The sequence below is a fragment of the Aminobacter sp. AP02 genome (assembly GCF_003148805.1).
Classification (GTDB): Bacteria; Pseudomonadota; Alphaproteobacteria; order Rhizobiales; family Rhizobiaceae; genus Aminobacter.
In genome coordinates this window covers 120691-143609 of record NZ_QGGX01000014.1, presented here as the reverse complement: position 1 = coordinate 143609, position 22919 = coordinate 120691, and the positions used below count along the sequence as shown (strand labels likewise).

At 60.9% G+C, this 22919-nt stretch carries 24 protein-coding genes and 1 pseudogene; 23 read left to right on the top strand and 2 right to left on the bottom strand.

The annotated features are described in order from the left end of the window. Nucleotides 1-96: 96 nt before the first annotated feature. Nucleotides 97-1143, top strand: a complete 1047-nt coding sequence (locus tag C8K44_RS18645) for a YeiH family protein (protein WP_245417534.1) — start codon at nucleotides 97-99, stop codon at nucleotides 1141-1143. Nucleotides 1144-1380: 237 nt separating this feature from the next. Here the strand turns inward: C8K44_RS18645 and C8K44_RS18640 are convergent, their stop codons facing one another. Then, nucleotides 1381-2106, bottom strand: a complete 726-nt coding sequence (locus C8K44_RS18640) for an FCD domain-containing protein (protein ID WP_109577274.1) — start codon at nucleotides 2104-2106, stop codon at nucleotides 1381-1383. A gap of 234 nt (nucleotides 2107-2340) precedes the next feature. On the opposite strand from C8K44_RS18640, the gene C8K44_RS18635 reads away from it, so the two are divergent. Next, a complete protein-coding gene (locus tag C8K44_RS18635; RefSeq protein WP_199227140.1) occupies nucleotides 2341-2997 on the top strand; it encodes a fumarylacetoacetate hydrolase family protein in 657 nt (218 codons plus the stop codon). Between the two features lie 38 nt (nucleotides 2998-3035). Beyond that, on the top strand, nucleotides 3036-3425 hold the full coding sequence (locus C8K44_RS18630; protein WP_109577272.1) for a VOC family protein: 390 nt from the start codon (nucleotides 3036-3038) through the stop codon (nucleotides 3423-3425). Here C8K44_RS18630 and C8K44_RS27330 read toward each other — a convergent pair. Then, the gene (locus C8K44_RS27330) at nucleotides 3412-3774 is read right to left on the bottom strand and encodes a hypothetical protein (RefSeq protein WP_146203964.1); all 363 of its coding nucleotides are present in this window, start codon (nucleotides 3772-3774) and stop codon (nucleotides 3412-3414) included. The two genes, C8K44_RS18630 and C8K44_RS27330, sit on opposite strands and share 14 nt — an antisense overlap. 309 nt (nucleotides 3775-4083) lie before the next feature. On the opposite strand from C8K44_RS27330, the gene C8K44_RS18625 reads away from it, so the two are divergent. The 20 genes and pseudogenes from C8K44_RS18625 to C8K44_RS18525 all read left to right on the top strand — a co-directional run bounded on the left by C8K44_RS18625 (nucleotide 4084) and on the right by C8K44_RS18525 (nucleotide 22897). Further along, nucleotides 4084-5532, top strand: a complete 1449-nt coding sequence (locus tag C8K44_RS18625) for an ABC transporter substrate-binding protein (protein ID WP_146203963.1) — start codon at nucleotides 4084-4086, stop codon at nucleotides 5530-5532. A 162-nt stretch (nucleotides 5533-5694) separates the two neighbouring features. Continuing rightward, nucleotides 5695-6657, top strand: coding sequence for an ABC transporter permease (locus C8K44_RS18620; RefSeq protein WP_146203962.1), 963 nt, complete (start codon nucleotides 5695-5697; stop codon nucleotides 6655-6657). After that, nucleotides 6647-7492, top strand: coding sequence for an ABC transporter permease (locus C8K44_RS18615; protein ID WP_109577269.1), 846 nt, complete (start codon nucleotides 6647-6649; stop codon nucleotides 7490-7492). Before C8K44_RS18620 ends, C8K44_RS18615 begins: the two co-directional genes overlap by 11 nt. Continuing rightward, nucleotides 7489-8301 (top strand): ABC transporter ATP-binding protein, encoded by an 813-nt coding sequence (locus tag C8K44_RS18610; protein WP_109577268.1) that lies wholly within the window; start codon nucleotides 7489-7491, stop codon nucleotides 8299-8301. Before C8K44_RS18615 ends, C8K44_RS18610 begins: the two co-directional genes overlap by 4 nt. Next, nucleotides 8295-9122, top strand: coding sequence for an ABC transporter ATP-binding protein (locus C8K44_RS18605; protein WP_109577267.1), 828 nt, complete (start codon nucleotides 8295-8297; stop codon nucleotides 9120-9122). The genes C8K44_RS18610 and C8K44_RS18605 overlap by 7 nt, the downstream gene beginning before the upstream one ends. A 501-nt stretch (nucleotides 9123-9623) precedes the next feature. Further along, the gene (locus tag C8K44_RS18595) at nucleotides 9624-10118 is read left to right on the top strand and encodes a hypothetical protein (protein ID WP_146203961.1); all 495 of its coding nucleotides are present in this window, start codon (nucleotides 9624-9626) and stop codon (nucleotides 10116-10118) included. A gap of 144 nt (nucleotides 10119-10262) precedes the next feature. Next, nucleotides 10263-11150 (top strand): ectoine/hydroxyectoine ABC transporter substrate-binding protein EhuB, encoded by an 888-nt coding sequence (gene ehuB / locus C8K44_RS18590; protein ID WP_109577264.1) that lies wholly within the window; start codon nucleotides 10263-10265, stop codon nucleotides 11148-11150. After that, nucleotides 11147-11806: an amino acid ABC transporter permease gene (locus C8K44_RS18585; RefSeq protein WP_109577263.1), complete on the top strand. Its 660-nt coding sequence runs from the start codon at nucleotides 11147-11149 to the stop codon at nucleotides 11804-11806. The genes ehuB and C8K44_RS18585 overlap by 4 nt, the downstream gene beginning before the upstream one ends. Next, entirely contained in the window at nucleotides 11796-12455 is a 660-nt protein-coding gene (locus tag C8K44_RS18580) for an amino acid ABC transporter permease (RefSeq protein ID WP_109577262.1), read from the top strand. Before C8K44_RS18585 ends, C8K44_RS18580 begins: the two co-directional genes overlap by 11 nt. Before the next feature lie 108 nt (nucleotides 12456-12563). Next, nucleotides 12564-13313 (top strand): amino acid ABC transporter ATP-binding protein, encoded by a 750-nt coding sequence (locus C8K44_RS18575; RefSeq protein WP_109577261.1) that lies wholly within the window; start codon nucleotides 12564-12566, stop codon nucleotides 13311-13313. A gap of 32 nt (nucleotides 13314-13345) precedes the next feature. Further along, a complete protein-coding gene (locus C8K44_RS18570) occupies nucleotides 13346-14386 on the top strand; it encodes a succinylglutamate desuccinylase/aspartoacylase family protein (RefSeq protein ID WP_245417533.1) in 1041 nt (346 codons plus the stop codon). Next, a pseudogene (locus C8K44_RS18565) lies at nucleotides 14350-14520 on the top strand (EamA/RhaT family transporter); the annotation flags it as partial. The gene C8K44_RS18570 and the pseudogene C8K44_RS18565, both read left to right, overlap by 37 nt. Nucleotides 14521-15015: 495 nt before the next feature. Further along, the gene (locus tag C8K44_RS18560; RefSeq protein ID WP_109577259.1) at nucleotides 15016-16125 is read left to right on the top strand and encodes a transporter substrate-binding domain-containing protein; all 1110 of its coding nucleotides are present in this window, start codon (nucleotides 15016-15018) and stop codon (nucleotides 16123-16125) included. Between the two features lie 43 nt (nucleotides 16126-16168). After that, nucleotides 16169-16834, top strand: a complete 666-nt coding sequence (locus C8K44_RS18555; RefSeq protein WP_158282758.1) for an ANTAR domain-containing protein — start codon at nucleotides 16169-16171, stop codon at nucleotides 16832-16834. 311 nt (nucleotides 16835-17145) lie between these two features. Beyond that, on the top strand, nucleotides 17146-18183 hold the full coding sequence (locus tag C8K44_RS18550; protein ID WP_109577257.1) for an alpha/beta fold hydrolase: 1038 nt from the start codon (nucleotides 17146-17148) through the stop codon (nucleotides 18181-18183). Between the two features lie 86 nt (nucleotides 18184-18269). After that, nucleotides 18270-19517 carry a transporter substrate-binding protein gene (locus C8K44_RS18545; protein WP_199227135.1) on the top strand — a complete coding sequence of 416 codons (1248 nt, stop codon included), beginning with the start codon at nucleotides 18270-18272 and terminating at the stop codon, nucleotides 19515-19517. A 75-nt stretch (nucleotides 19518-19592) separates the two neighbouring features. Next, on the top strand, nucleotides 19593-20459 hold the full coding sequence (locus C8K44_RS18540) for a branched-chain amino acid ABC transporter permease (protein WP_109577255.1): 867 nt from the start codon (nucleotides 19593-19595) through the stop codon (nucleotides 20457-20459). Next, entirely contained in the window at nucleotides 20456-21487 is a 1032-nt protein-coding gene (locus C8K44_RS18535) for a branched-chain amino acid ABC transporter permease (protein ID WP_109577254.1), read from the top strand. The genes C8K44_RS18540 and C8K44_RS18535 overlap by 4 nt, the downstream gene beginning before the upstream one ends. Then, nucleotides 21484-22212 (top strand): ABC transporter ATP-binding protein, encoded by a 729-nt coding sequence (locus tag C8K44_RS18530; RefSeq protein WP_109577253.1) that lies wholly within the window; start codon nucleotides 21484-21486, stop codon nucleotides 22210-22212. Before C8K44_RS18535 ends, C8K44_RS18530 begins: the two co-directional genes overlap by 4 nt. After that, nucleotides 22205-22897: an ATP-binding cassette domain-containing protein gene (locus C8K44_RS18525; RefSeq protein WP_109577252.1), complete on the top strand. Its 693-nt coding sequence runs from the start codon at nucleotides 22205-22207 to the stop codon at nucleotides 22895-22897. Before C8K44_RS18530 ends, C8K44_RS18525 begins: the two co-directional genes overlap by 8 nt. Nucleotides 22898-22919: the final 22 nt, after the last annotated feature.

Genomic DNA, 22919 nt, shown 5'->3' with positions numbered 1-22919 from the left:
GCCAACCTGAATCGGATGCCTGTGACAATCGCCGGTTACGGCTGGTTACGTTCGCACGGCCCTGGAAACTACAATCGCCTGCTCGCCTGCAGCCCCATGTCCGAGATTGAAAATATGAACATCACCGCTGCGAGCCACTGGTACCTACCAAGCCTAATTTCCACCTATTGGCCGGGTCTGGCGGTTACGGGCACGGTTGCGATCGCAGCCCAGTTCCTGTCCGACCACTACGGCGCGCCGGCGATGCTGATGGCGCTGCTGCTCGGCATTGCCTTCCACTTCCTGTCTGAAGAAGGACGTTGCGTCGCCGGCATCGACTTTTGCGCCAAGAAGGTGCTGCGCATCGGCGTGGCCCTGCTTGGCATGCGGATCAGCGTTGACCTGCTCATCGGGCTTGGCGCCGGCACCATCCTTTTGCTGGTCGCAGCCATCGCTGCAACCATCGTCTTTGGCCTGATCGCGGCAAAGCTGCTCGGCCGCGGCTGGCGGTTGGCGCTGCTCACCAGCGGCTCGGTCGCCATCTGTGGCGCTTCCGCTGCCATGGCAATCGCCGCCGTGTTGCCGAAGAACGAGTTCGCCGAACGCAACCTGATCTTCACCGTGTTGTCGGTGACGGTGCTGTCGACGCTCGCCATGATCGCCTACCCGATCATCGCCCAGATGATGGGGCTCGATGCCAGGGCCACAGGCATTTTTTTCGGCGGCACCATCCATGACGTCGCGCAGGTCGTCGGCGCTGGCTTTTCCGTGTCGCCCGAAGCCGGCGAGACGGCAACGTTGGTTAAGCTGATTCGGGTGACCATGCTCGCGCCCGTCGTGCTGATCTTCTCGATCACCACGCGCAATGTGGCACAGCCGGCCGGTGAGACGGGCAAGCGCCCACCGCTGCTGCCCGGCTTCGTCATCGCCTTCCTCATCCTCGCCGCTGCCAATTCATTCGGCCTCGTTCCCGAAGCCGTGTCGAAGGCCGGCATGGAGGCGTCGCGCTGGGCGCTGCTCGCCGGCATCGTCGCCGTCGGTATGAAGACCTCGCTTCGCCGCGTGCTCGACGTTGGCGGCGATGCGGTCGCCCTGATCGTTGCCGAGACGATCTTCATCGGCCTCTTCATCCTCGCCGGCATCTATTATCTGGGGCATGCCTGATGAAACCGCAAGAGGGCAAGAGCTTGCCACGCTCGCAGCACACGGCTCTCCGAACCTGTAGGGCCTTTTCGATCCGCGGACCGACATTGAGCGCGTTGTTGCTTGGCTGCGTGGGGGCCGAGCGCAGACTGTCGGGTTTTGGGTGTCGAGTGTACGTTAGCTGCCTTTGATGCACAGCATGCAAACAGCGCAGTGCCGTCTTGGGCAGACGGCAGGACTGGTAGCGGAGCAATTCAGCTACGCTTGCCGCGATCCTTCCATCATGTTTCGCCAGACGGTTTCAATGTGCTCGCGCATGGCGCGTTCCGCGGCGGTGCTGTCTCGGTCCAGCATCGCCCGGACGATGGCGTCGTGTTCCTTGAAGCTGTGGTGGTCCGGGGATGGACCGGGCGAGCCTTCGCGGCGCCGGCCCCAGGCGACCGTGCGCCGCACATTGTTCAGATTGTCGAACGTCATCACCAGAACCTTGTTCTGGGTGGCGTTGGCGATAACGCTGTGAAAGCGGTTGTCCCAATTCTCATACCGCCGCCAGGTATCGGCCTCGCGCCCCCGTTTCGCGCAGAGCTGCAGTTCCGCCAGATCAGACGCCGACGCGTTCATCGCTGCTTCTGCCGCCAGCATCGGCTCGATCAGACGTCGTGCCCGCAGCACTTCGGCCGGGCTGGCATAGTTGGCGACGTTGGTGATGTCGGCCGGATTTTCGGCCGGTCGCCTGCCGAGGAACGTCCCCTTGCCGACGTGCCGCCAGATCCGCCCCTCCGACTCTGCGATGGCCAGCGCCTTGCGCAAGGCTCCGCGCGAGACGCCAAGGATTTCGCAAAGCTCGCGCTCGGCGGGTAGCCGTCCTTCCTCCTCGGGTTCCAACTGGGCCAGAAACGCCTGCAGCTGGGTGAAGGCCGCCCGCGCTTCGTCCCGAACCAATATGTCAGCCGATTTGGATTGAAAACCTTCTGGTAGCGTCATGCAACCTCCCTGGGTTGTGTGTTTCCGGCTCCATACCGCAGTTTTACGCTGCTGCAGGAGGCATGGGCCGACAACCTCTCACATCGGTATCGAAATCGTGAAGTAAACCACTTGCCATAATTAATAAATTGGGCAAGATTGGTTTTCAACACCCTGTGAGACCCGCACATGAACGAACAGACAAGCCTGCAGCCAAACTCCGAAGCCAAATTCGCGGTACCTCCGCCGACACTGATGACCATTCCCGTAGAAGGCAGTGCCAAGCTTTTTCCGGTCCGTCGCATCTACTGCGTCGGTCGCAACTATGCGGCACACGCCGTTGAAATGGGACACGACCCGTCCAAGGAGCCTCCCTTCTTTTTCCAGAAGAACCCGGACAATATCATCCTGGCGGGCGCAGATTTTCCTTATCCGTCCAAGTCGAGCGATGTACATTTCGAGGCCGAATTGGTGATTGCGCTTGGCAAGGGCGGATCCAACATTCCGCAGGCCGAGGCGCTCGACCACGTGTTTGGCTATGCCGTCGGACTGGATATGACGCGCCGTGACCTGCAGGGGGAGGCAAAGGATCTGCGCCGACCATGGGAGGTCGGCAAGGCATTCGAATCGTCGGCTCCTTGCGGCAACATCGTGCCGGCCGCCAAGATCGGTCATCCGACGAGGGGCGAGATCTGGCTCGATGTGGACGGCGAACGCCGCCAGACCGGCGACCTAAACCAATTGATCTGGAAGACGCCGGAAATCATCGCCTACCTGTCCGGGTTGTTCATTCTGGCGCCGGGGGACCTGATCTTTTCCGGTACGCCGTCGGGCGTCGGCGCCGTCGAGCGCGGCCAGACCATGCGTCTGCATGTGGACGGCGTGGGCGACCTCGAAGTGCGCGTCGTCTGACGCATCGGTTCAGCGACAATCAACAGCAAGGGGCAATCATGATTATCGGCATCGACCACATTGAGATCATCGTTCGAGACGTCAAGGAGTATGTCGAATTCTATCAGAAGCTGGGTTTCAAGCTCCTGAAGTGGACCGAGCACCACGGCGGCTCGGCCGAGTTGCAGCTGCCCGGCGACGACCAGCCGATCTTCGAGATTCACCAGCTGCTTTACGAGGAGAATCCCGGCATCAATCACATATCGTTCAAGGTGCGCGACATCGATGCGACGCACAAGGAACTCAAGGATGCCGGCATCGCCTTCCAGAAAGACGTGCATGCCTCCCCGACGACCGGCCGCAAGAACGCGCTCCTGCGCGATCCCGATGGCTGGCGCCTCCAGCTCTCGGACGAGAAGCGCGGCGAAGGGCAGGTCATCCAGAGGTAGGACCTGAATCGGGGACGTATCTGGTGCGCAGATCTCTGTTCGAGAACCTGAGATCGAGCTCCATGCGCAGGCAATTGCTTGGCGTCTCCTGCCGGTTATCGACCTTCACGACGACGAAGGCGAGATGCTTGGCCTGGTTGGCGCGCCGGGCTCGGTGACGGTGCAATCCGCGCTCCATCAGGGACCCTTGCCTGCGACAGCGCGCATTGCGCATCGCGCAGGCAAGATTGAAAATGTTTGAGCGGCGCAAGGTTTGCTTAATCGAGCCTGCCTTGCGCCGACGGACGCCACATAAAACAAAAAGAGGCGACTTGCGAGCGTTGTCCCCGTCTTTTGTACGAACGGTCATGCGGTCGCAGTGCAAAGAGGGGAACCGGCAGTGATACACAGATCGATACTTCAGGGAAAACTGGAGATTCTGAAAGAGCTCTTCAACGTTTCGTCCTCCGCCGGAGCTGAGGACATCACTTCGAATGCACCTGCGGCCGGCGCGCATAACCGGTCCTTGCTGCGCGATTCCAAAGCTCGGTTCGGCGGTGGCTTGATCGTCGGACTTGGCTTCTCTGCGCTAGCGTTTGCGGGTTCCGCATCAGCGCAGGACGCCCAACCGAAGAGGGGCGGCACGGCGGTCTTCGTTCTTCAAGAGGACCCCACCTACTTGACTCGCGACCTGACCACGAACAGCGAAACCGGCACCATCGGCTGCATTCTTTACCAGGGCCTGATGGGCATCAACGCCGAAGGGGAAGCCTATCCGCTTCTCGCCAAGTCGGTCGACATCAGCGACGACAAGCTGACCTACAAGTTCGTGCTCAACGATGCCCGCTGGCAGGACGGCAAGCCTATTACCGCGAAGGACGTCAAGTACACCTACGAAGAGATCAGCGGCAAGCACAGCCCGACCTTCAAGCGTACGCTGACCTCGATCGACAAGATCGAGGCCGTCTCCGACAAGGAAATCGTGATCACGCTGAAGAAGCCTTACGGGCCGATTCTCATCGCGCTGACATGCCAGCAGGGCGCTGCAATCCTGCCCGAGCATGTCTATGTCGGCACCGATCCCCTGACCAACAAGGCTTCGAACGCCGAGCCGGTCTCCAGCGGTCCGTTCATCCTGAAGGAATGGGTGCGCGGAAGCCATCTGAGGTTGGTCAAGAACCCCGACTATTGGGAACAGGGCAAGCCCTACCTCGATGAGATCATCGCCCAGGTCGTTCCCTCCGGTGCAGGACGCACGCAGGCTTTGCTCTCGGGCCAGGTGGATCGTATTCCGTGGTTCGCCTTGGAAACCTCCGACTATCCGCTGATCGAGCGCAATCCGCAGCTGCTGCTGCAGCCGGCCCGCAAGCCGCCGGCCACGGACTTCATTTCGATCAACACCGAGAAGAAACCGTTCGACGACAAGCGTGTACGCCAGGCGCTGATGTTTGCGACCGACCGCGAGTTTCTTCTGAAGTCGGCCTTCAACGGCCAGGGAGCGGCAAGCACGTCGCCGTTTGCGGGCGGCTTCCCCTGGGCGATCGATCCTGAGATGGATCTCTCGAAAATGTACCCATACGACCCGGCGCGCGCCAATGCGCTTCTGGACGAGGCTGGTGTGACGCGGGACGCTTCGGGCAAACGCCTGTCCATGAACTTCATCATCGAGCCCGGTGAAGAAGGCGGAAGCCAGATTGCCGCCGCGCTCAAGAACATGTGGGAGCAGGTCGGCATCGATCTGACCATCGAGACCATCCAGCCTCCTCTGTCGACCGAGCGTATCGCGAAGGGCGAAGCCAACATCGCTTACCACGGCTACAGCAGCGGCGGCGACCCCGCGATCGGTTGGTCCGGACAGTTCGTCTCGACAACGATCGGATCGCTCCGCGGCAACGCCGCACGCTATTCCAATCCGGAGATCGATGAACTCTTCACCCTTGGGCAGAGCGAAACCGATCTCGATGCTCGGGGCGTCTACTACAAGAAGGCGCAGAAGATCCTCGGCGAGGATATGCCGATCCTGACCATCCATGATCCGGTTGACAAGGAAGCCCAGGGCGCCTGGCTCAAAGGTATGGAGAACGAGTACATGTTCCCGACCTGGCGCGACGCCTGGGTCGACAAGTAGACCGGTTGGCCGGACGGCTCGCTTTCGGCGCAGCCAATCGCGGAGTGGACGCGGAAGCTTCCGCGCCCACTCCGCTCAAGAATTGTGACTATCCATGTATCTCCTCTTCGGTGCGCACAGTGCCTTTATGGTCGGCGCGGCGAGCAACACAGAGACTGAGACGTGCGATCATTTATTATCCGAAGACTAATCACATCCGTTCCGGTCATCCTGGCAATCGTGCTGGTAAGCTTCGTTCTGACCCGTTTGGTTCCGGGCGACCCGATCGTCGCTCTCGTCGGTGACTATCCCGTACCACCCGAATATGTCGAAGAGCGTCGCCAGGCTTTCGGCCTGGATCAGCCGATCTATGTCCAAACTCTCATCTATTTCAAGAATCTGTTTCTCGGGGATTTCGGCTACTCGTTCGTCAATCGGCTTCCAGTGATGGACGTCATTCTGCAGCGCGCTGCGAACACGCTCCTACTGGTCGTGCCTAGCCAGATCCTCGGGTCGATCATCGCAGTGCTGCTGGCTTCGATGGCCATCCGCCGACCAGGCGGGCGCCTCGATACAGGACTGACCTCGCTGATCCTCTTCGTCGACTCTATCCCGATCTTCTGGGTCGGTCAGGTGTTTATCATTGTCTTTGCGGTTCAGCTGGGTCTGTTCCCGGTCCAGGGAATGTTCAACATCCGGTCGACCGGCTCGAATGTCATTCTTGATTTTCTTTGGCACTGGGCCTTGCCCGGATCGATCGTGAGCACCTTCGCGATGGTCGCCATAGCAAGGGTGGCGCGCGTGAGCATGATCGAGGTATCGCGCCTCGATTTCATCACTACCGCCACCGCGAAAGGCCTCAACAGGCGGCGCGTGTTCTTCAGGCACATACTGCCGAACGCTATGGTCCCTGTTATTGCCGTCATCGGCTACACTTTCGGGCAGGCGCTGACGAGCTCGTTCATGATAGAAGCGGTCTTCGGCTGGCCGGGCATCGGCGAGTTGTTCCTGAGGTCGGTTGCGTCCCGCGACTACCCAGTCCTGCAGGGCATCTTCTTGCTCACAGCGACCCTTGTGGTCCTGTCGAATCTGCTTAGCGACGTCATCTCCTCGCAGATGGACCCGAGGATTGAATATGGCCGCTGAGAAATCTTCACGGCTGCTGCAAGCCTTCAAGAGCCGCAAGATTCTACAATTTGGTCTGGCGTTGTCTTGTGTGCTGCTGTTCGCGGGCATTTTCGGCCCATCGCTGCTGGTCGATCGCGGCCCGAACCAGATCTCGCAGTCGATCCTGGCACCGCCTTCGGCCGACGCGCTTTTCGGGACGGACGAACTGGGGCGCAGCGTGCTCACCCAGATCGTTTACGGGGTGAGGACATCGCTGGTCGTGGGGCTTGCGGCGGCGGCCACGGCGATGACGCTGGGCGTCGTGATGGGAGCAATCAGCGGCTATTTCGGCGGCAGGGTCGACACTTTCGTTTCACGAATTACCGAGACATTCCAGGTCATGCCGACCTTCGTCCTGGCGGCGCTTGTGGTCGCCATGGCGGGTACCGGCATGCTGAAGGTCATTTTCATCATCGCGATCCTGGCCTGGCCGCAATCCGCCCGCGTGATGCGAGCGCAAGTCATGAAGATGAAGTCCATGGAATTCGTCGATGCGCTGCGGTGCCTCGGCATTGCGGAGCACAAGATCCTCTGGCGGGAGATCCTGCCCAATGCCATCCCGCCGGTCATTCCGGTGGGGACGCTGGTGATCGGGCAAGCGATCCTGTTGGAAGCCTCGCTGGCCTTCTTTGGCCTGACCTCACCCGAGGTCGCGAGTTGGGGCCGCTTGCTGACCTCCGGGCAGCAGTATTTCTACTTCGCCTGGTGGCTGACGGTATTCCCGGGACTCGCGATCGTGATTACCGTGCTGACCTTCAATCTTGTCGGCGACGCATTGAACCAGGCATTCAATCCACGGTCGGGGGACGCATGATGCAAAGCACACCAGTCCTGCATCTGAAAGACCTGAGCGTCGCCTTCCGGGGTGTGCGCGTTGTCAAAGGCGTGACGCTGACCGTCCCGCCTGGCGAGGCGGTCGGAATCATCGGCGAGACCGGATCAGGAAAATCCACCGTCGCGCGCTCGATTCTCGGCCTGCTACCAGAGGAGACGGCGGAGATCGGCTTCTCCGAATACCAGGTCGAAGGAAAGCCGATCTCTCGCTCGGCGATTCCCTCGCTTCGGGGCGGAAAGATCGCCATGATTTTCCAGGATCCACTGAGCTATCTCAATCCGATCATGCGAATCGACAAGCAGATCGCAGAGTCGGTCCAGCTTCATGGAAAGGACGAGAATGTCGACCGACGGGTGAGCGAGCTACTCGATCTCGTGCGCCTACCGGTCTCCCGCAAGAGTTCGTATCCGCATGAACTGTCCGGCGGCATGCGCCAGCGCGTTCTGATCGCTATCGCGATTGCCTGTCGGCCCCGGCTTCTCATCGCCGACGAGCCTACGACCGCTCTTGACGTCACCACGCAGGCAAAGGTCCTGGACCTGCTCCGCGACATCAGAGCGGCTTTCGGTACGTCTCTTCTGCTCATCTCGCACGACCTCGGCGTCATCAGCGCGCTTTGCGAGAAGATCTATGTGATGCGGCATGGGGAGTTCCTCGAGTCCGGATCGATCGACACAGTGTTCGGGAATCCCCAGAGTACCTACACATCGACTCTGCTGGAGGCCGATCGGTTGTTGCTGGACGAGAATGGACGCTTCAAGACCTTCGAGGGCGATCAGACATGGTAGAAAATACGTCGCTGAGATCTGAAGTGGCCCCTATCCTAAGGCTGCGCGACATCTCCAAGAAGTACTACACGCGAGACGGCGGTGTATTCTACGCGCTGAAAGAGGTTTCGCTCGACGTCATGCCAGGCGAGACGCTGGCTCTGGTCGGCGAAAGCGGATCTGGCAAGTCGACGCTCGCGAGGATGGCGCTGAATCTCGCCAAACCCGACGCGGGCTGGGTAGAGCTCGCGGGGCATCGAACCTCCGAGATGAGTGCCCAGGAGATGAAGCCGCATCGGTCGAAGATACAGCCCGTGTTCCAGGATTCGAGCGCAACCTTCAATCCACGCAGGACGGTGCGCCAGATCTTGGCGCAAGCCATGCGCTCAACGTCCAACCCCGACGACGCGGAGGTCGAGGCCAAATCGATCGCTATCCTCGAGCAGATGAGCCTGCGACCTGCACAACAGATCCTGAAGCGCTTCCCGCACGAGCTGAGCGGCGGGCAGAGACAACGGCTGAACATCGCACGTGCCATCTGCGTCAATCCGAGCATCATTGTGGCGGACGAGCCGCTTTCGGGTGCGGACGTCTCCATCCGCGGAAAGGTCCTGAACCTGCTGCGGGACATACAGGAACAGGCGGGTGTCGCGTACCTGTTCATCACGCACGATATCGCCGTGTCCCATGCGTTCGCCAACCGGATCGCGGTGATGCACGAGGGAAAGATTGTCGAGTACGGCGAAGCACGTGAAGTCGTGGAGAGCCCGAAACATCCTTACACCAAAGTGCTCATTGAATCGGCGTTGTTGGGCCGCGAGCGTCTTGACGCACTGCGGTAGGAGGATACGCGGCATACAGCCCTTCACGCTCCGGGGTTCGAGGTCGCCCCAGAGCGGCGACCTCGAACCCAGACTTTGTATTGTCCTCTTAATGGCGTTGGTCTTGCAGCGTGATCGAAAATCTGCGACCTGCGGTTTTTGCTTGTCTCGCTCACCGGTTTAAGCCGAACTTCTTGCGGACTGCTCCGTACAGAAAGCCGCGAGCCGAGTGAGCCTGCCGACCAGTAACATCCATCAATGCCACAACGGTGGATCCTCTAACGCAGCGGAGCTTGTTCAAGACGATGTCTGAGTTGGACACGTTTGGCGCCTCGCGATTGACTCAGCTTGCCGTCTTCAGGGCATCATCCAATACAGCTGGTACAGCACTGGGTTCGAGTTGGGATGCTTCAGACATTTTTGCCCTTCGTCATCCCTGGCGGACGAAGGAAGAGCCGTGCAGTGGATGACGATACGAAAGCTCAGAGGTCGTTTGGCGTAAGTCCTGCCGAGAAGAACGCCATGCGTTTGCTTGGCACCGTCGATCCGTGCGTTGACCTGCTGCAGGAATGGGAACACGCCCACCACATGGCAGTGGTGCTGTGCCGACTGCAGCAGCGTCTCGAGACACGGATACGGAATGCGCTTGCGTCGTCCGATTCTGGTGGCGAACGGCGTCAAACTTCGACATCGACCGTGGCAGATAGCCAGGCACGTTGGGACGCCCTTGACCATGAGGTCGGATATTCGCGGACCCGTCACGCCGAGCTCCAGGCCGTCGAGGCTGAACTGGAAATTTTGGATAGCGTGGCCGCCACTCGCGCACGGTCGCTTCGCGGAGTGGTCGCCAAGCTGCGGATCATCGTCGGTGGCGGCGAGAATACGGCTGACCCCTCGGCATTCCCCTGGCCGCAAATTCAGTCGGCACTAGACGATCTTGAGGCGCTCGGCGACCCCGGCATAGCCGATCCTCTGTCGGCCTTGGCGAGCCATGTTCCCCGGCGCCATCCAGGTTAGCGCCAATCCGGCCGCTGAGAGCCGTAGCTCTCGCGAATTCCAGGGAACTGAACGAACGCAGGATCGCGGGAGACGAGACTGCGGCGACCCGGACCGCCCGAACAGCGGCGGTCCGGGACTGTTTACAACATTGGGAGAGAGAGAATGACCTTTAGAAGTTCTGTACGCCTGTGGCTTGCATTCATGTGGGGCGTTTTGCTCGCACTGATCGTTGCCTTGCCAGGTGGTCCGGCCTTTGCCGAGACGACGAAGGAACGTGTGCTGCGCGAAGGCAAGATCGTCATCGGCATCCACAACCGGACGCCATGGGGCTTTCGTGATGAAGCCACAGGAGAGGCGAAGGGGTGGCATCCAGACCTGTTGAGGGCTGCCTTCTCCGAGCTTGGGGTCAAGGAGATCGACATCAGGGTCACCGAGTTCGGCGCCCTGATCCCGGGCCTGCTCGCCGGCCGCTTCGATGCCGTGGCCTCCGGTCTTTCGATCACGCCCGAGCGCTGCCGGCAGGTCGCCTTCGGTGCTCCTGATCTGAAGGTCCACGATGCGGCCATCGTGCTCGCCGGCAATCCAAAACAGATCCATGGGTTCGAGGACATTGTAAGCCAGAACATCATCATGGGTGCCGGCCGCGGCAGTGTGTCAGTCAGGAATGCGACTGCCGCCGGCGTGCCGGAAGGCAATATGCTGCTGTTCCCCGACATCGAGGCGAACATCTCAGCCCTGCGCTCTGGCCGCATCGATGTGACGGTACTGTCCTCGCCCACCGCGATCGGTCTGCTCGCCAGCGGCAAGCTGAAGGGCTTGGAGAGTGCCGCCCCCTTCGTGACGACGGACGACCAGGCAACCTACGCCGCTGTTGCCTTCCGCAGCGAAGACCAGGATCTCAGGGCACTGTGGGATGAGAGGCTTGTGGCGCTGACGAAGGACGGCACGGTCACCAAGGTCATGGCCAGATATGGCTTTGGCGAGACTGAGGTCGTGCCTGATACCGTCACCGTCGAGAAGCTCTGCGGTACGGCTGGTGCCGGCAAATGAGCATCCTCGAGATCTGGCTCGGCATCCTGCAGGGCTTTCGCGTCACCGCTCTGGTGACGCTCTATGGCCTTGTCTTTGCCATTCCCTTCGGCCTCGTCTTTGGCGTTGCCCAATACATGACCACGGGCCCGGCGCGGTTCGTGGTGACGTCGGTCATCGAGTTCTGGCGCAGCTCCGCCGTCATCATCCTGCTGTTCGTGTTCTATTACGCACTGCCGCTTGCCGGACTGGCGCTGTCGGCAATGACTGTCAGTGCCATGGTGCTTGGGCTCAACATTGGCGGTTATGCCAGCCAGGCCGTCAGAGCCGGCCTGCAGGCGCTGGATCGCGGCCAGAAGGAAGCTGGCCAGGCACTGGGGCTGTCGCGTTCCACCATCCTGTTGCGCATTGAACTGCCGCAGGCACTCGTCGCCATGAGCCCGACCTTCATCAACCAGCTCATCCAGCTGGTGAAGGCGACATCGCTTGTCTCGCTGGTGACGCTGAGCGACATGACCTTCCGCGCCAAGGAGATCTCGCAGATCGAGTACGACCCGGTGCCGATCTACAGCTCGCTGCTGCTGGCCTATTTCATCGTCTGTTATCCGGTCGCACTTTTCGGCCGCTGGGTGGAACGGCGCATCAACCCGGTAAGGGAGGCGCGTTGTGCAGTTTGATATCGCCTTTGCGCTGTCGACGGTGCCGAGCATCCTCAGTGCCATTGGCATGACGCTGCTGGTGGCAGCAGTCAGCTGTGTTGGCGCCTCGGCAGTCGGTTTTGGCCTTGAACTCATCCGCCGCTCTGGCGGGCCGGGAGGGCTGTTCGTTCGCTTCCTGATCGACTTCATCAGGGCAACGCCGGTGCTGGTCTGGCTCTACTGCCTGTATTTCATCCTGCCGTTCTATGGCATTCGCCTTGGTGCGCTTGCCACAGGCATGATCGGGCTCAGCCTCTATTACAGCGGTTATCTCGCGGAGGTGTTCAAGGCCGGCATCGATGCCATCCCCAAGGGCCAGGCGGAAGCGGCAAGGGCGCTTGGTCTCGGCCGGATGGATATGACCGTCTTTGTCATCGCCCCGCAGATGCTGCGCAACATCGCAGCACCGATGGGCAACTACTTCGTCTCGATCCTCAAGGCGACACCCTACCTGGCCGTGCTTGCGGTGCCGGAGATGCTGGGGCGTGCCTTCGACATCGCCTCCGATACCTACCGCTACGCCGAGCCGCTGACGGTTGCCGGCCTCATCTTCCTTGGCCTCGCACTCCTCATCTCGCTTGCCATCAAACGGCTGGAGATCCGGCTGCTTGGTCCCACGGCCCGCTAGGGGCGGGACGAGCCGGACCCTGCGGCTCGGTTCGGAGCCAGCACACTCACAGGCGAGCTCGTTCTCTCCAGCGGACTGCTCGCCTCCACCGGATTCTAGAGGGAACCCATGATCAGGACAGACTCCACCCTTGCCGTCCAGATCACCTCGCTCAACAAGTGGTATGGCGCCTTCCATGTGTTGAAAGAGGTCAACCTCACAATCCCAAGCGGATCCCGCGTCGTGATCTGCGGACCCTCCGGTTCGGGCAAATCCACCCTGATCCGCTGCCTCAACGGGCTTGAAGCCTACCAGCAGGGAACCGTGACTTTGGGCACGGTCCGGCTGGGCGACAATGCCAGGGAGACGGCGCTGGCCCGCCGGCAGACCGGCATGGTGTTCCAGAACTTCAACCTGTTTCCGCATCTGACTGTATTGTCGAACTGCACCCTGGCGCTGCGGCGGGTGCTTGGCATGCCGCGAGCCGAGGCCGAAAGCCTGGCGCGGCATTTCCTGGAAAAGGTCCGCATTCCCGAACAGGCCGACAAATACCCTGCACAACTGTCAGGTGGACAGCAGCAGCGGGTGGCGATCGCGCGGGCGCTCTGCATGAACCCGCGCCTGATGCTGTTTGATGAGCCAACCTCCGCACTCGATCCCGAAATGGTCAAGGAGGTGCTCGACGTCATGACCGGGCTGGCCCAGGAAGGCATGACGATGATCTGCGTCACCCATGAGATGGGCTTTGCCCGCGAGGTTGCCGACCAGATCGTGTTCATGGATCAGGGCAGCATTGTCGAACAGGCATCGCCGATGACGTTCTTTTCGACGCCCACCCATCCCCGCGCCCAGTCTTTCCTCCACACGCTGCTGCATTGACGACTTGTGGGCATATGAGAAGGGACGGACCGGTGGCGAACGACACACGCATCTGGACGGACGTTGAGTTTGACAGGGACGGCAAGCAGATCTCCTGCCTGCGATTGCCGTTCTCAAGCGATCGTTCGGCCTATGGCACCATTCCCATCCCGATCGTCTGCATCAGGAACGGTATTGGACCGACCGCATTGCTTGTCGCCGGCAATCATGGTGACGAGTATGAAGGCCAGGTCGCGCTCAGCAAGCTCGCCCGGCAGCTCGATCCCGGCGAGCTCCGTGGCCGCATCATCATCCTGCCGGCATTGAACTATCCCGCGGTGGACGCAGGCAGGCGCGTGTCGCCGCTTGATCAGGGCAATCTCAACCGGATGTTTCCCGGCGACGCCAATGGCACGCCGACCGAGATGATCGCCCACTATGTCTCAGAGGTGCTTCTGCCGCTCGCCGACATCGTCATCGACCTGCACTCCGGTGGCACCTCACTGCTCTATCTGCCCTGCTGCCTGATCCGCGTGGGCAAGACCGCTGCCGAGACGGCACGGCTTCTCGAACTCATGTATGTCTTTGGCGCTCCCATCGGCTCGATCAGCGACGGTTCGGGCGGCGGCGGTGCCACAACCCTGTCGGCGACAGCCCAGGCGCTTGGCATTCCTGCCCTGACCACCGAACTCGGCGGCGGGGCGTCACTGTCACGGGCGGGTGAAAAGCTCGCGCGCGACGGGGTGCTGCGTGTGCTGAAGCATATGGGCATCCTGCCCGACGCCATCGTCGAGCCGGCTGGGCCGACACGATCCATGCGGGTCGATGGCAGGCAGGCCTTCACCTATGCGCCGGTCAGAGGGATCTTCGAGCCTGCGGTGGCGGTGGGAGACGAGGCTGAGGCTGGAGATCTTGCCGGCACAATCCATCCGACTTCAGGGCCGTCGGAGCCTGCCAGATTGGTGCAGTTCGCGCAGTCGGGCCTTGTCGCCTGTCAACGTGCTCCGGCACTTACCGAGCCAGGTGACTGTCTGTTCAAGCTTGTAGTCGACGTGTCGTCGCCCAAGATCGTCGCCCGGAACGCCGGGATCTAAATTCCCTGATCGTCGTTTCCCTCTGCGTGGTGGTTGGTTTCCCACCTTTGACTGCTCTTGCCCTTCAGAACGTCACGGCGGCCCACTCGATCGTGTTCGTCGGTCTCTTGCCGCTCTGCGCGGCGATCTTCGCTGGAAGAGGTCGAGGGGAGGAGATCGTCCTCGGCTGCGCCGGCATGTCAGACCTCCCCACGACGCTTTCGCGGAGATTCGTCGTGCCGGTACTCGATGGAGTCTGCGCGGTTCAGCTGGCCGAAGCCCAGCCCCAGTGGGGCTGAAGACGTTTAGAGTGCGGGCCTAGACAGCGCCCTTGCAGAAACGATATGCCGATTGTCTAGGCTTTGCCATCTAGAGCAAAGCGGGCAAGGATTGCGGCTGTAATGGGATTGTTCATATCGTTGCCGGCACCGGGTTGGCCTGCGCGCGTGCTGGTATATTCGGGTACGTCCCCATTTTCGATTGGTCCCGTCATGCTTGTATGTTAGGAATAACTAATTCCTCGTAGGGGTGGTTTGCGACAGCATCGTCATAAGTTGCGTCGGGCCATGGCTGGAAAACCGGCCGACGAGGGCATGAATGGCGGAGGATTGGATGTTCGCATTTCACCTTGCCGCGGGCGGCGGTTGAGCATGGGCTCGACAGGCGAGCCCTGGCGCGTCGGCGTGCTGTTCTCGCAGTCAGGCGACACCGGCGCGATCGAGGAGACGCAGCTCAAAGGTACGATGCTGGGCATCGCTGAAATCAATGCGGCAGGCGGTATCAACGGCCGCGAGATCGTGCCGATCATCTATGATCCGACATCCAGCACCGAGCTCTATTCGCACTACGCGCGGAAGCTTCTGATCGAGGATCGAGTGACGACGATCTTCGGCTGCTATACCTCGACGAGCCGCAAGGCCGTGCTGCCGCTGGTGGAGCGGGTCAACGCATTGCTTTGGTATCCGACGCGTTACGAGGGTTTCGAATTTTCGCCCAACATCATCTACACCGGGTCGTCGCCGAACCAGAACACCATCGAGCTGATCAACTACCTGCTTACCACTCACGGCAACCGTTTCTACCTTCTCGGCACCGACTATTGTTATCCCAGGCGCACCAACCGGATCGTTCGTGATCTCGTCTGCGGCCAGGGCGGCACCATCGTCGGCGAGGAGTATCTGGGTTTCGGCGCCGGTCCGAACGACTTCCGCCCGATCATCCGCGACCTGCGCAACAACAAGCCCGACGTCATCTTCTCGACCGTCGTCGGCCAGGCGATCTCACATTTCTATCAGGCTTACACCGACGCGGGTTTCACCCCCGACAACATGCCTATCGGCAGCCTGAACACCTGCGAGGCGGAGTTGCGTCTGATGGGGACGGACGTCGGGGCCGGACACATCACCGCCGCCACCTATTTCGAGAGCGTGGCGAATGAAGAAAACGACCGCTTCGTTCGCCTCTTCAAACAGCGTTTCGGTGAGGACGAGTCGACCAACATGTGCGCCGAGGCTGCGTACTTCCAGGTGCATCTCTTCGCCCAGGCCGTCGCCGAGACGAACAGCATGGATACCGATACCTTGCGCCCCGCAGTGCTCGGCCGGGAGATTGCTGCCCCCCAGGGCCGGATCGGCATCGACTACAAGAACAGCCATGCCGAGCTCTGGACGCGGATAGGCAAGGCCGACGACCATGGCCGGTTCGACATCCTTCGTGAATCGAAGGTGGCGCTGCGTCCCGACCCATTCCTGGTCACATAAGGGGGGCCGACGTGCCAGAGCATTCAGCATACGAGGTTCGGTCATGAGCGGTACTTCTCGCGGATTCCACGGCGCGGGGGCTGACGGCTCGCAGCGTGCAAGTGCTGCGCAGCCACGTGCCACGCGCGGATCGGGTGGCGTGCAGGCGGAATTGCGCCAATCGACCGTGCTTCTCGTTCATCCGCGCGATGGCGCAGGAGATGCCGTGCTGCGCGAAGTGAGGCGGGTGGGCTGCCGCGTGGAGATGGCCTGGCCGGCGCCGACACTGCCGCCAATCGGCTTCGACTTCGCGCTGGTGGCGATCGACGCCGACGTGCTTGCGGCGGCTCCCTGGCTTTCCGGCGCCCCGCCGGTGCCTGTCGTGGCGGTGGTCGATGGCGACAAAGGCGTCCCGGTTGATGTGCTCAGGCTTTCAAACGCCCAGGCGATATTGATCAAACCGTGCCAGCCAGCCGCGATCCTTTCCAACCTCGCGCTTGCTCGCCATATATTCAGCTACGAACGCCGGCTGCTGAACAAGGTGGCAAAGCTCGAGGAGACGCTGCATGCCTCGCGGCAGATCGAGCAGGCCAAGCTCATCCTGATGACACAGAAGAAGCTGCGCGCCAACGAGGCCTATGACTACCTGCGGCGGCAGGCCATGACCAAGCAGATGTCAGTCGCGGCAATTTCCGCGGCACTGGTTGACGCCTACGGCTTGATGGAATAACATCCAAATGTTCGTGAGGCCTGATGGCTTCCGAAGGCTCCAAGCGAGCAGTGTCCGCAGCAAAAGCGCTGCGTTTCATAGAGGATCTAGATAGACCTCGCGCAAACTCAGGTTTCTGAGTGCGCGGGGTTTTTGCGTTTTTCTACCGTCTGCTGCGTGCGCCGGGAAAATTACGCCAGAAGGTTTGAGGAAGACAGCAACTGATCCTGATGGATCGGAACGAATACTTATTGCCTGAGCCAGAAATACCACAACTGCCGGCCTGAACAGGGCGGCTGAACCTTGAACTATTGTCAAAGCAGGAGGAACCGATGGCGCCGTGGAAGATAGACAAGGAAGTCGACTATGAAATCTTCGAGCTTGGAGATCTGAAACTTCAGAAGGGCATGACCCTTCCCAACGCGAAGCTGGCGTACAAGACGTTTGGCCGGCTCAATGCCGACAAGAGCAATGTCATTGTCCTGCTGACCTATATGGCGTCCACCCACTACGACAATCAGTGGGTCATCCGCGAAGGCGGCGCGCTCGACCCGAGCAAGTATTTCATCATCATTCCCAACATTTTCGGCAATGGCCTGTCGTCGTCGCCGACCAACACGCCGCCGCCTTACAACAAGGCGCGCTTCCCGCATGTCACCTACTACGACAACATCAAGGCGCAGCACCGCCTGCTGACCGAAAAGTTCGGTATCACCAAAATCAAGATGGTGACCGGCTGGTCGATGGCGGCGGCGCAGACCTTCCACTGGGCAGCGCTCTATCCCGACATGGTCGAGACGATCTGCCCGACAGCGGGTTCGGCGAAGACGGCGAAGCACAACCACGTGATGCTCGAAGGCGTGAAAGCCGCGCTGACTGCCGACGATGCCTTCAAGGAGGGCTGGTATGACGAGCAGCCCTTCAAAGGCCTGCGTGCCATGGGCCGTGTCTATGCCGGCTGGGGCTTCTCGCAGGAATTCTTTCGCAAGGAGGAGTATCTCGAGCTCGGCTACGCCTCGGTCGAGGACTTCATCGTCGGCTACTGGGAACAGTGGTTCAACCTGCGCGACGCCAACAACATGGTGGCGATGATCCGCACCTGGCAGTCCGGGGACATCAGCGACAACGAGCTCTACAACGGCGATTTTCGCAAGGCCCTCGGCGCCATCAAGGCCAAGGCGATCGTCATGCCGGGCGATTGCGACCTCTATTTCCCTCCCGAAGACAGCGCGTTCGAGGTCGAGCACATGCCGAATGCGGAACTGCGTCCGTTCCGCTCGAGCCACGGGCATTTCGCCGGCGGGTCCGGCCTCAGGAAGGCGGATGTGAAGTTTCTCGATGAGGCCTGGCGGGAGCTTCTGGGCGCCTGACGAGGCAGCAACTCGCGATGTGATTTTCAAGCATGAACCTAGCCGGCCGATGCATTGGCGTCGGCCGCAAGAAACAGGGGAACAAAATGATAATGAATTCACACGTCAATCGCCGCACACTTCTCAAGACCGGCGCTGGTGCCGCAGCGGGCCTTGGCCTGGCCAGCATCGGTGGCCGCGCTTTCGCGCAGGAAGACGCCATCAGGATCGCCAGCCTGCTCGATCTTTCCGGCGGTCTCGACGCGGCCGGAAAGCCGATGCAGGACGCCATCACCTTCGCCGTCGAGGAGATTAACCAGGCCGGCGGGCTGCTGGGGAAGCAGATCAGCCTGATCACCTACGATACCCAGACCGACATGCGGCTTTATCCGCAGTACTCGCAGCAGGCAGCGCTGAAGGACAAGGTGTCTGCCTTGTTCGGCGGCATCACGTCCGCCTCACGCGAGGTGATGCGACCGGTGCTTCGGCGTCTCAACACGCTCTACTTCTACAACACGCAATACGAAGGCGGCGTCTGCGACCGCAACATCTTCTGTACCGGCATCACGCCGGCGCAGAAGCAGTCCAAGCACGTGCCCTATGCCATGAACAAATGGGGCAAGAAAATCTACACCTTGGCAGCGGACTATAATTACGGCCAGATCACCGCTGCCTGGACGCGCAAATACTGCACCGAGAATGGCGGGCAGATCGTCGGCGAGGATTTCTTCCCGCTCGACGTCACCAATTTCGGCTCGACGATCCAGAAGATCCAGGAGGCAAAGCCGGACTTCCTTTACCTGGTGCTGGTCGGCGGCGCGCACCAGTCGTTCTACCGCCAGTGGGCGGCCGCCGGCATGAACAAGCAGATCCCGATGGCTTCGACGACGATGACCATCGGCGGCGAGCAGATGGTGCTGTCGCCAGAGGAAACCAATGGCATCCTGTTGTGCTTCAACTATTTCGAGGCGCTCGACACGCCGGCCAACAAGGCCTTCCTCGATCGTTTCCACAAGCGCTTCGGCGCCGAGTACCCCTATGTGACCGAACTCGCCATGGCGACCTATCAGTCCGTCTATCTGTGGGCGGAAGGGGTCAAGAAGGCAGGCACCGCCGAGCGCATGCCGGTGATCGAGGCGCTCGAATCCGGCATCAGTCTCGACCTGCCGAGCGGCAAGTTCTCGATCGATCCGCAGACGCATCACTGTGTCATGGACATCAACATCGGCCAGATCCAGGACCGCAAGATCAACATCCTGGAGAGCTTCTCGCAGCAGCAGCCACTCGACACTTCAGGCGTCTGCGATCTCAAGAAGAACCCTGACGACAACTCGATGTACGTCATCAAGGTCTGAACGATCCGAAAGCGTGCGGGTCGTTCGTCGTATTTGAGCGAACGACCCGCAGCGATCCAAGAGGCTGTGCTCAATATGGACCTGCTTGTAGTACTTTCTTTCGAGGCTCTCAAAGCCGTTGCCAGCCTGGCGCTGATCAGTGTCGGACTGTCCATCATTTTCGGCATGATGCGGGTGATCAACCTTGCGCATGGCGAGTTCCTCATGCTCGGCGGCTATGCCGCGATCGTCGCGACCAAGGCTGGCATAAACATCTGGGTCGCCACGCTGCTGATCAGCCCCATCGTCGTAGGGGTGATCGGCGTGGTCATCGAGCGGACGATTATCCGCTTCCTCTATGGGCGGCCGCGCGACACGATGCTTGCGACCTGGGGGCTGAGCCTGCTGCTTGTCGGTTTGGCGACGACGGTGTTCGGCAACACTACCGAGGGCATTTCGGCACCGGCGGGCTCGCTGCAGATCGGCGACTACCGCATCGCCGCCTATTCGCTGATCATCATCGTCATAGCAGTCGCCGTCTTCGCAGCGATCTGGGCCGTCTTCCGCTTCACCCGCTACGGGCTGATCGCCCGCAGCACGATGCAGAACGCCGACATGGCCGCGGCACTTGGTGTCAATCCATCGCGCGTGTACGCCGTCACCTTCGGCGTTGGCGCCGGTCTCGCTGGCTTGGCCGGCGGCGTTATGGCTCCAATCACCGGCATCGTGCCGACAATCGGCGCGGCCTATGTCGCCAAGGCCTTCATCACCGTCATCGGCGGCGGCCCGGCGATCCTGGCGGGTACTGTGTCTGCCTCCGTCATGTTCGGGGCGATTGACCAGATCATCACATATCTCTCTACCCCGGTTATCGGCGAGGTGGCCCTGCTGGCTGCTGCCGTTGTGCTGCTGCGGTTCATGCCGCAAGGCATCACCGGACGCTTCTTCAGGAGGGCGGCATGATCGCGCATTGGCAAGGAAACGGCGGACTGGTTGCCGCCACGGCGTTGGGGTTGGTGTTGTTGTTGGCGCTGCCGCAAGTTGTCGATCCGGTCATGATGATCGAGCTGACGTCTTATGTGATCATGGCGATACTGGCGCTCAGCCTCGGCCTGATCTGGGGCTATGGCGGTATCTTGTGCTTCGGCCAGTCGGCATTCTTCGGCATCGGCGCTTATGCCTATGCCATCGCCGTCATCAATTTCGGCGACAGCACCATTCCACTGCTGCTGTCGATCATCGTGCCCGGTCTGTTTGCGGCATTGCTCGGCTACTTCCTGTTCTATGCCCGCATTACCGACGTCTATTTCGGCGTCATCACGCTGACGGTGACGCTGATCCTGTACAAGGTGATGGGCGCGACTTCAGGGTCGCAATATGTCATCGGGACCGCCGCCATCGGCGGCTACAATGGCATTCCGGCCGTTCCGCCGTTGAATTTTCCGGGCAGACCCGATGCGGCACTGTCGTTTGACGGCCTGTTCTATCTGTCCGGTCTTACATTGCTGGCGATCTATGTCGGTTTGCGGCTGATGCTGAAGAGCCGGTTCGGCCAAGTCGTCGTTGCCATCCGCGAAAACGAACGTCGCGCCGAGTTGCTCGGATATGACGCGCGTTTCTACAAGCTGGCGACCTTTACCATAGGTGGCGCCATCGCCGGCCTGGCTGGCTGCCTGTTCGCCAACTGGGGCATGTTCATCAGCCCCGATGTCTTCGGACTTGCGCAGTCGGCACAGGTGATCATCTGGGTGATCGTCGGCGGCACCGGCACGCTGCTAGGCCCCATCGTCGGCTGCTTCGCGATCCAGTGGATCGCCACCAAGCTTGGCGCCCAGCAGGTGCTCAATGCCAACCTGGTGCTTGGCACCATCCTGATCGGCTTTGTCCTGCTGGTCCCCAAAGGCGTTGTGCCGACCATCGGCGATGCCTTTCGGCGACTGAAGTTCCGTCCCTATGTCGCGCCGCTGGTCGAGCAAAGGAGGGTGCCATGACCACGTCCGATTGCATCCTCGAGACCAGGGGGCTCGAAAAGCGCTTTGGCGGCGTCGTTGCCATCGCCAGTGTCGACTTTAACCTGAAGCAGCGCGAGCTGCGCTGTCTCATCGGTCCCAATGGGGCTGGCAAAAGCACGTTCTTCAAGATGCTGACGGCGCAGCTCAAGCCGACAACCGGCCAGATCCTGTTCGATGGCGTCGACATCACGCGGGCCCAGCCGCATCAGGTCAGCCGGCTGGGCATCGGCATCAAGAACCAGGTGCCCGATGTGTTCAACAACCTGACGGTGGCGGAAAACGTCTCCGTTGCGGCTAAATCACGTGATGGCAAGGCGCGTGCCGTTGCCAAGGGCAAGGACGTCATGGAGCGGCTGGGGCTGACTGCACTGGCCGGCAGGCTAGTTGGCGAACTTGCGCATGGCCAGCGTCAATGGGTCGAGCTTGCCATGGTCGTGGCGCTCGAGCCCAAGCTGATCCTGCTGGACGAGCCGGCCGCCGGAATGACGGCGGATGAGACCAACAAGACCGCGGAGCTCATTCGCGAGGTCAACAAGTCCGCAGCCATCGTCGTTGTCGAGCACGACATGCAGTTCATCAAACAGATCGCGCAGACGGTGACGGTGTTCCACCAGGGGCGCGTGTTGATCGAGGACACGATGGACAAGGTTCAGGGCAACGAGCTGGTCCGCGAAGTCTATCTGGGGAAATCCGAAGATGATTGAGGTCAAGAACTTGCACTCCGGCTACGGCCGGATCCCGATCCTGCACGGCATCAGCTTCACCATGAAGCAGGGCGAGGTCGTTGGCATCCTCGGCCACAACGGCATGGGCAAGACCACGCTGTTGCGTACTCTCGTCGGCCAGATCAAGACGACGCAAGGGCGGATCGAGTTCGACGGCCGCGACGTCACCTTTGCCAGCCCGTCCGAACGTGCCCGCGCAGGCATCGGTTACGTGCCGCAAGGCCGCGACATCTTCCCGCTGCTATCGGTCATGGAGAACCTGAAGATGGGCGAGATCATGCGCGGCGGCGAAAGTGCTGTACCCGAGATGCTCGGCCATTTCCCGGTGCTGAAGGACCTGCTCGAGCGGCCCGGTCGAGGGCTGTCGGGTGGACAGCAGCAGATCCTGGCGCTCGCCCGCTGCCTTGCCGGGCGCCCGAAGCTGATCCTTCTCGACGAGCCGACTGAAGGCATCCAGCCCTCAATCGTCGACCTCATCGCCGAGAAGCTTGGCGAACTGAAAGTCACGCTCGGCCTGGGCATCATCCTCGTCGAACAGGACATCCGCTTCATTCGCCAGCTGGCCGACCGTGTGCTGATAATCCAGAAGGGCGCGTTCGTCGCCGAGATCTCGCCAGATCAGCTGTACGACCGGGAAGTCGTCGACGCGCACCTCGGGATCTGACTCGGAAACAGCTGCATGTTGC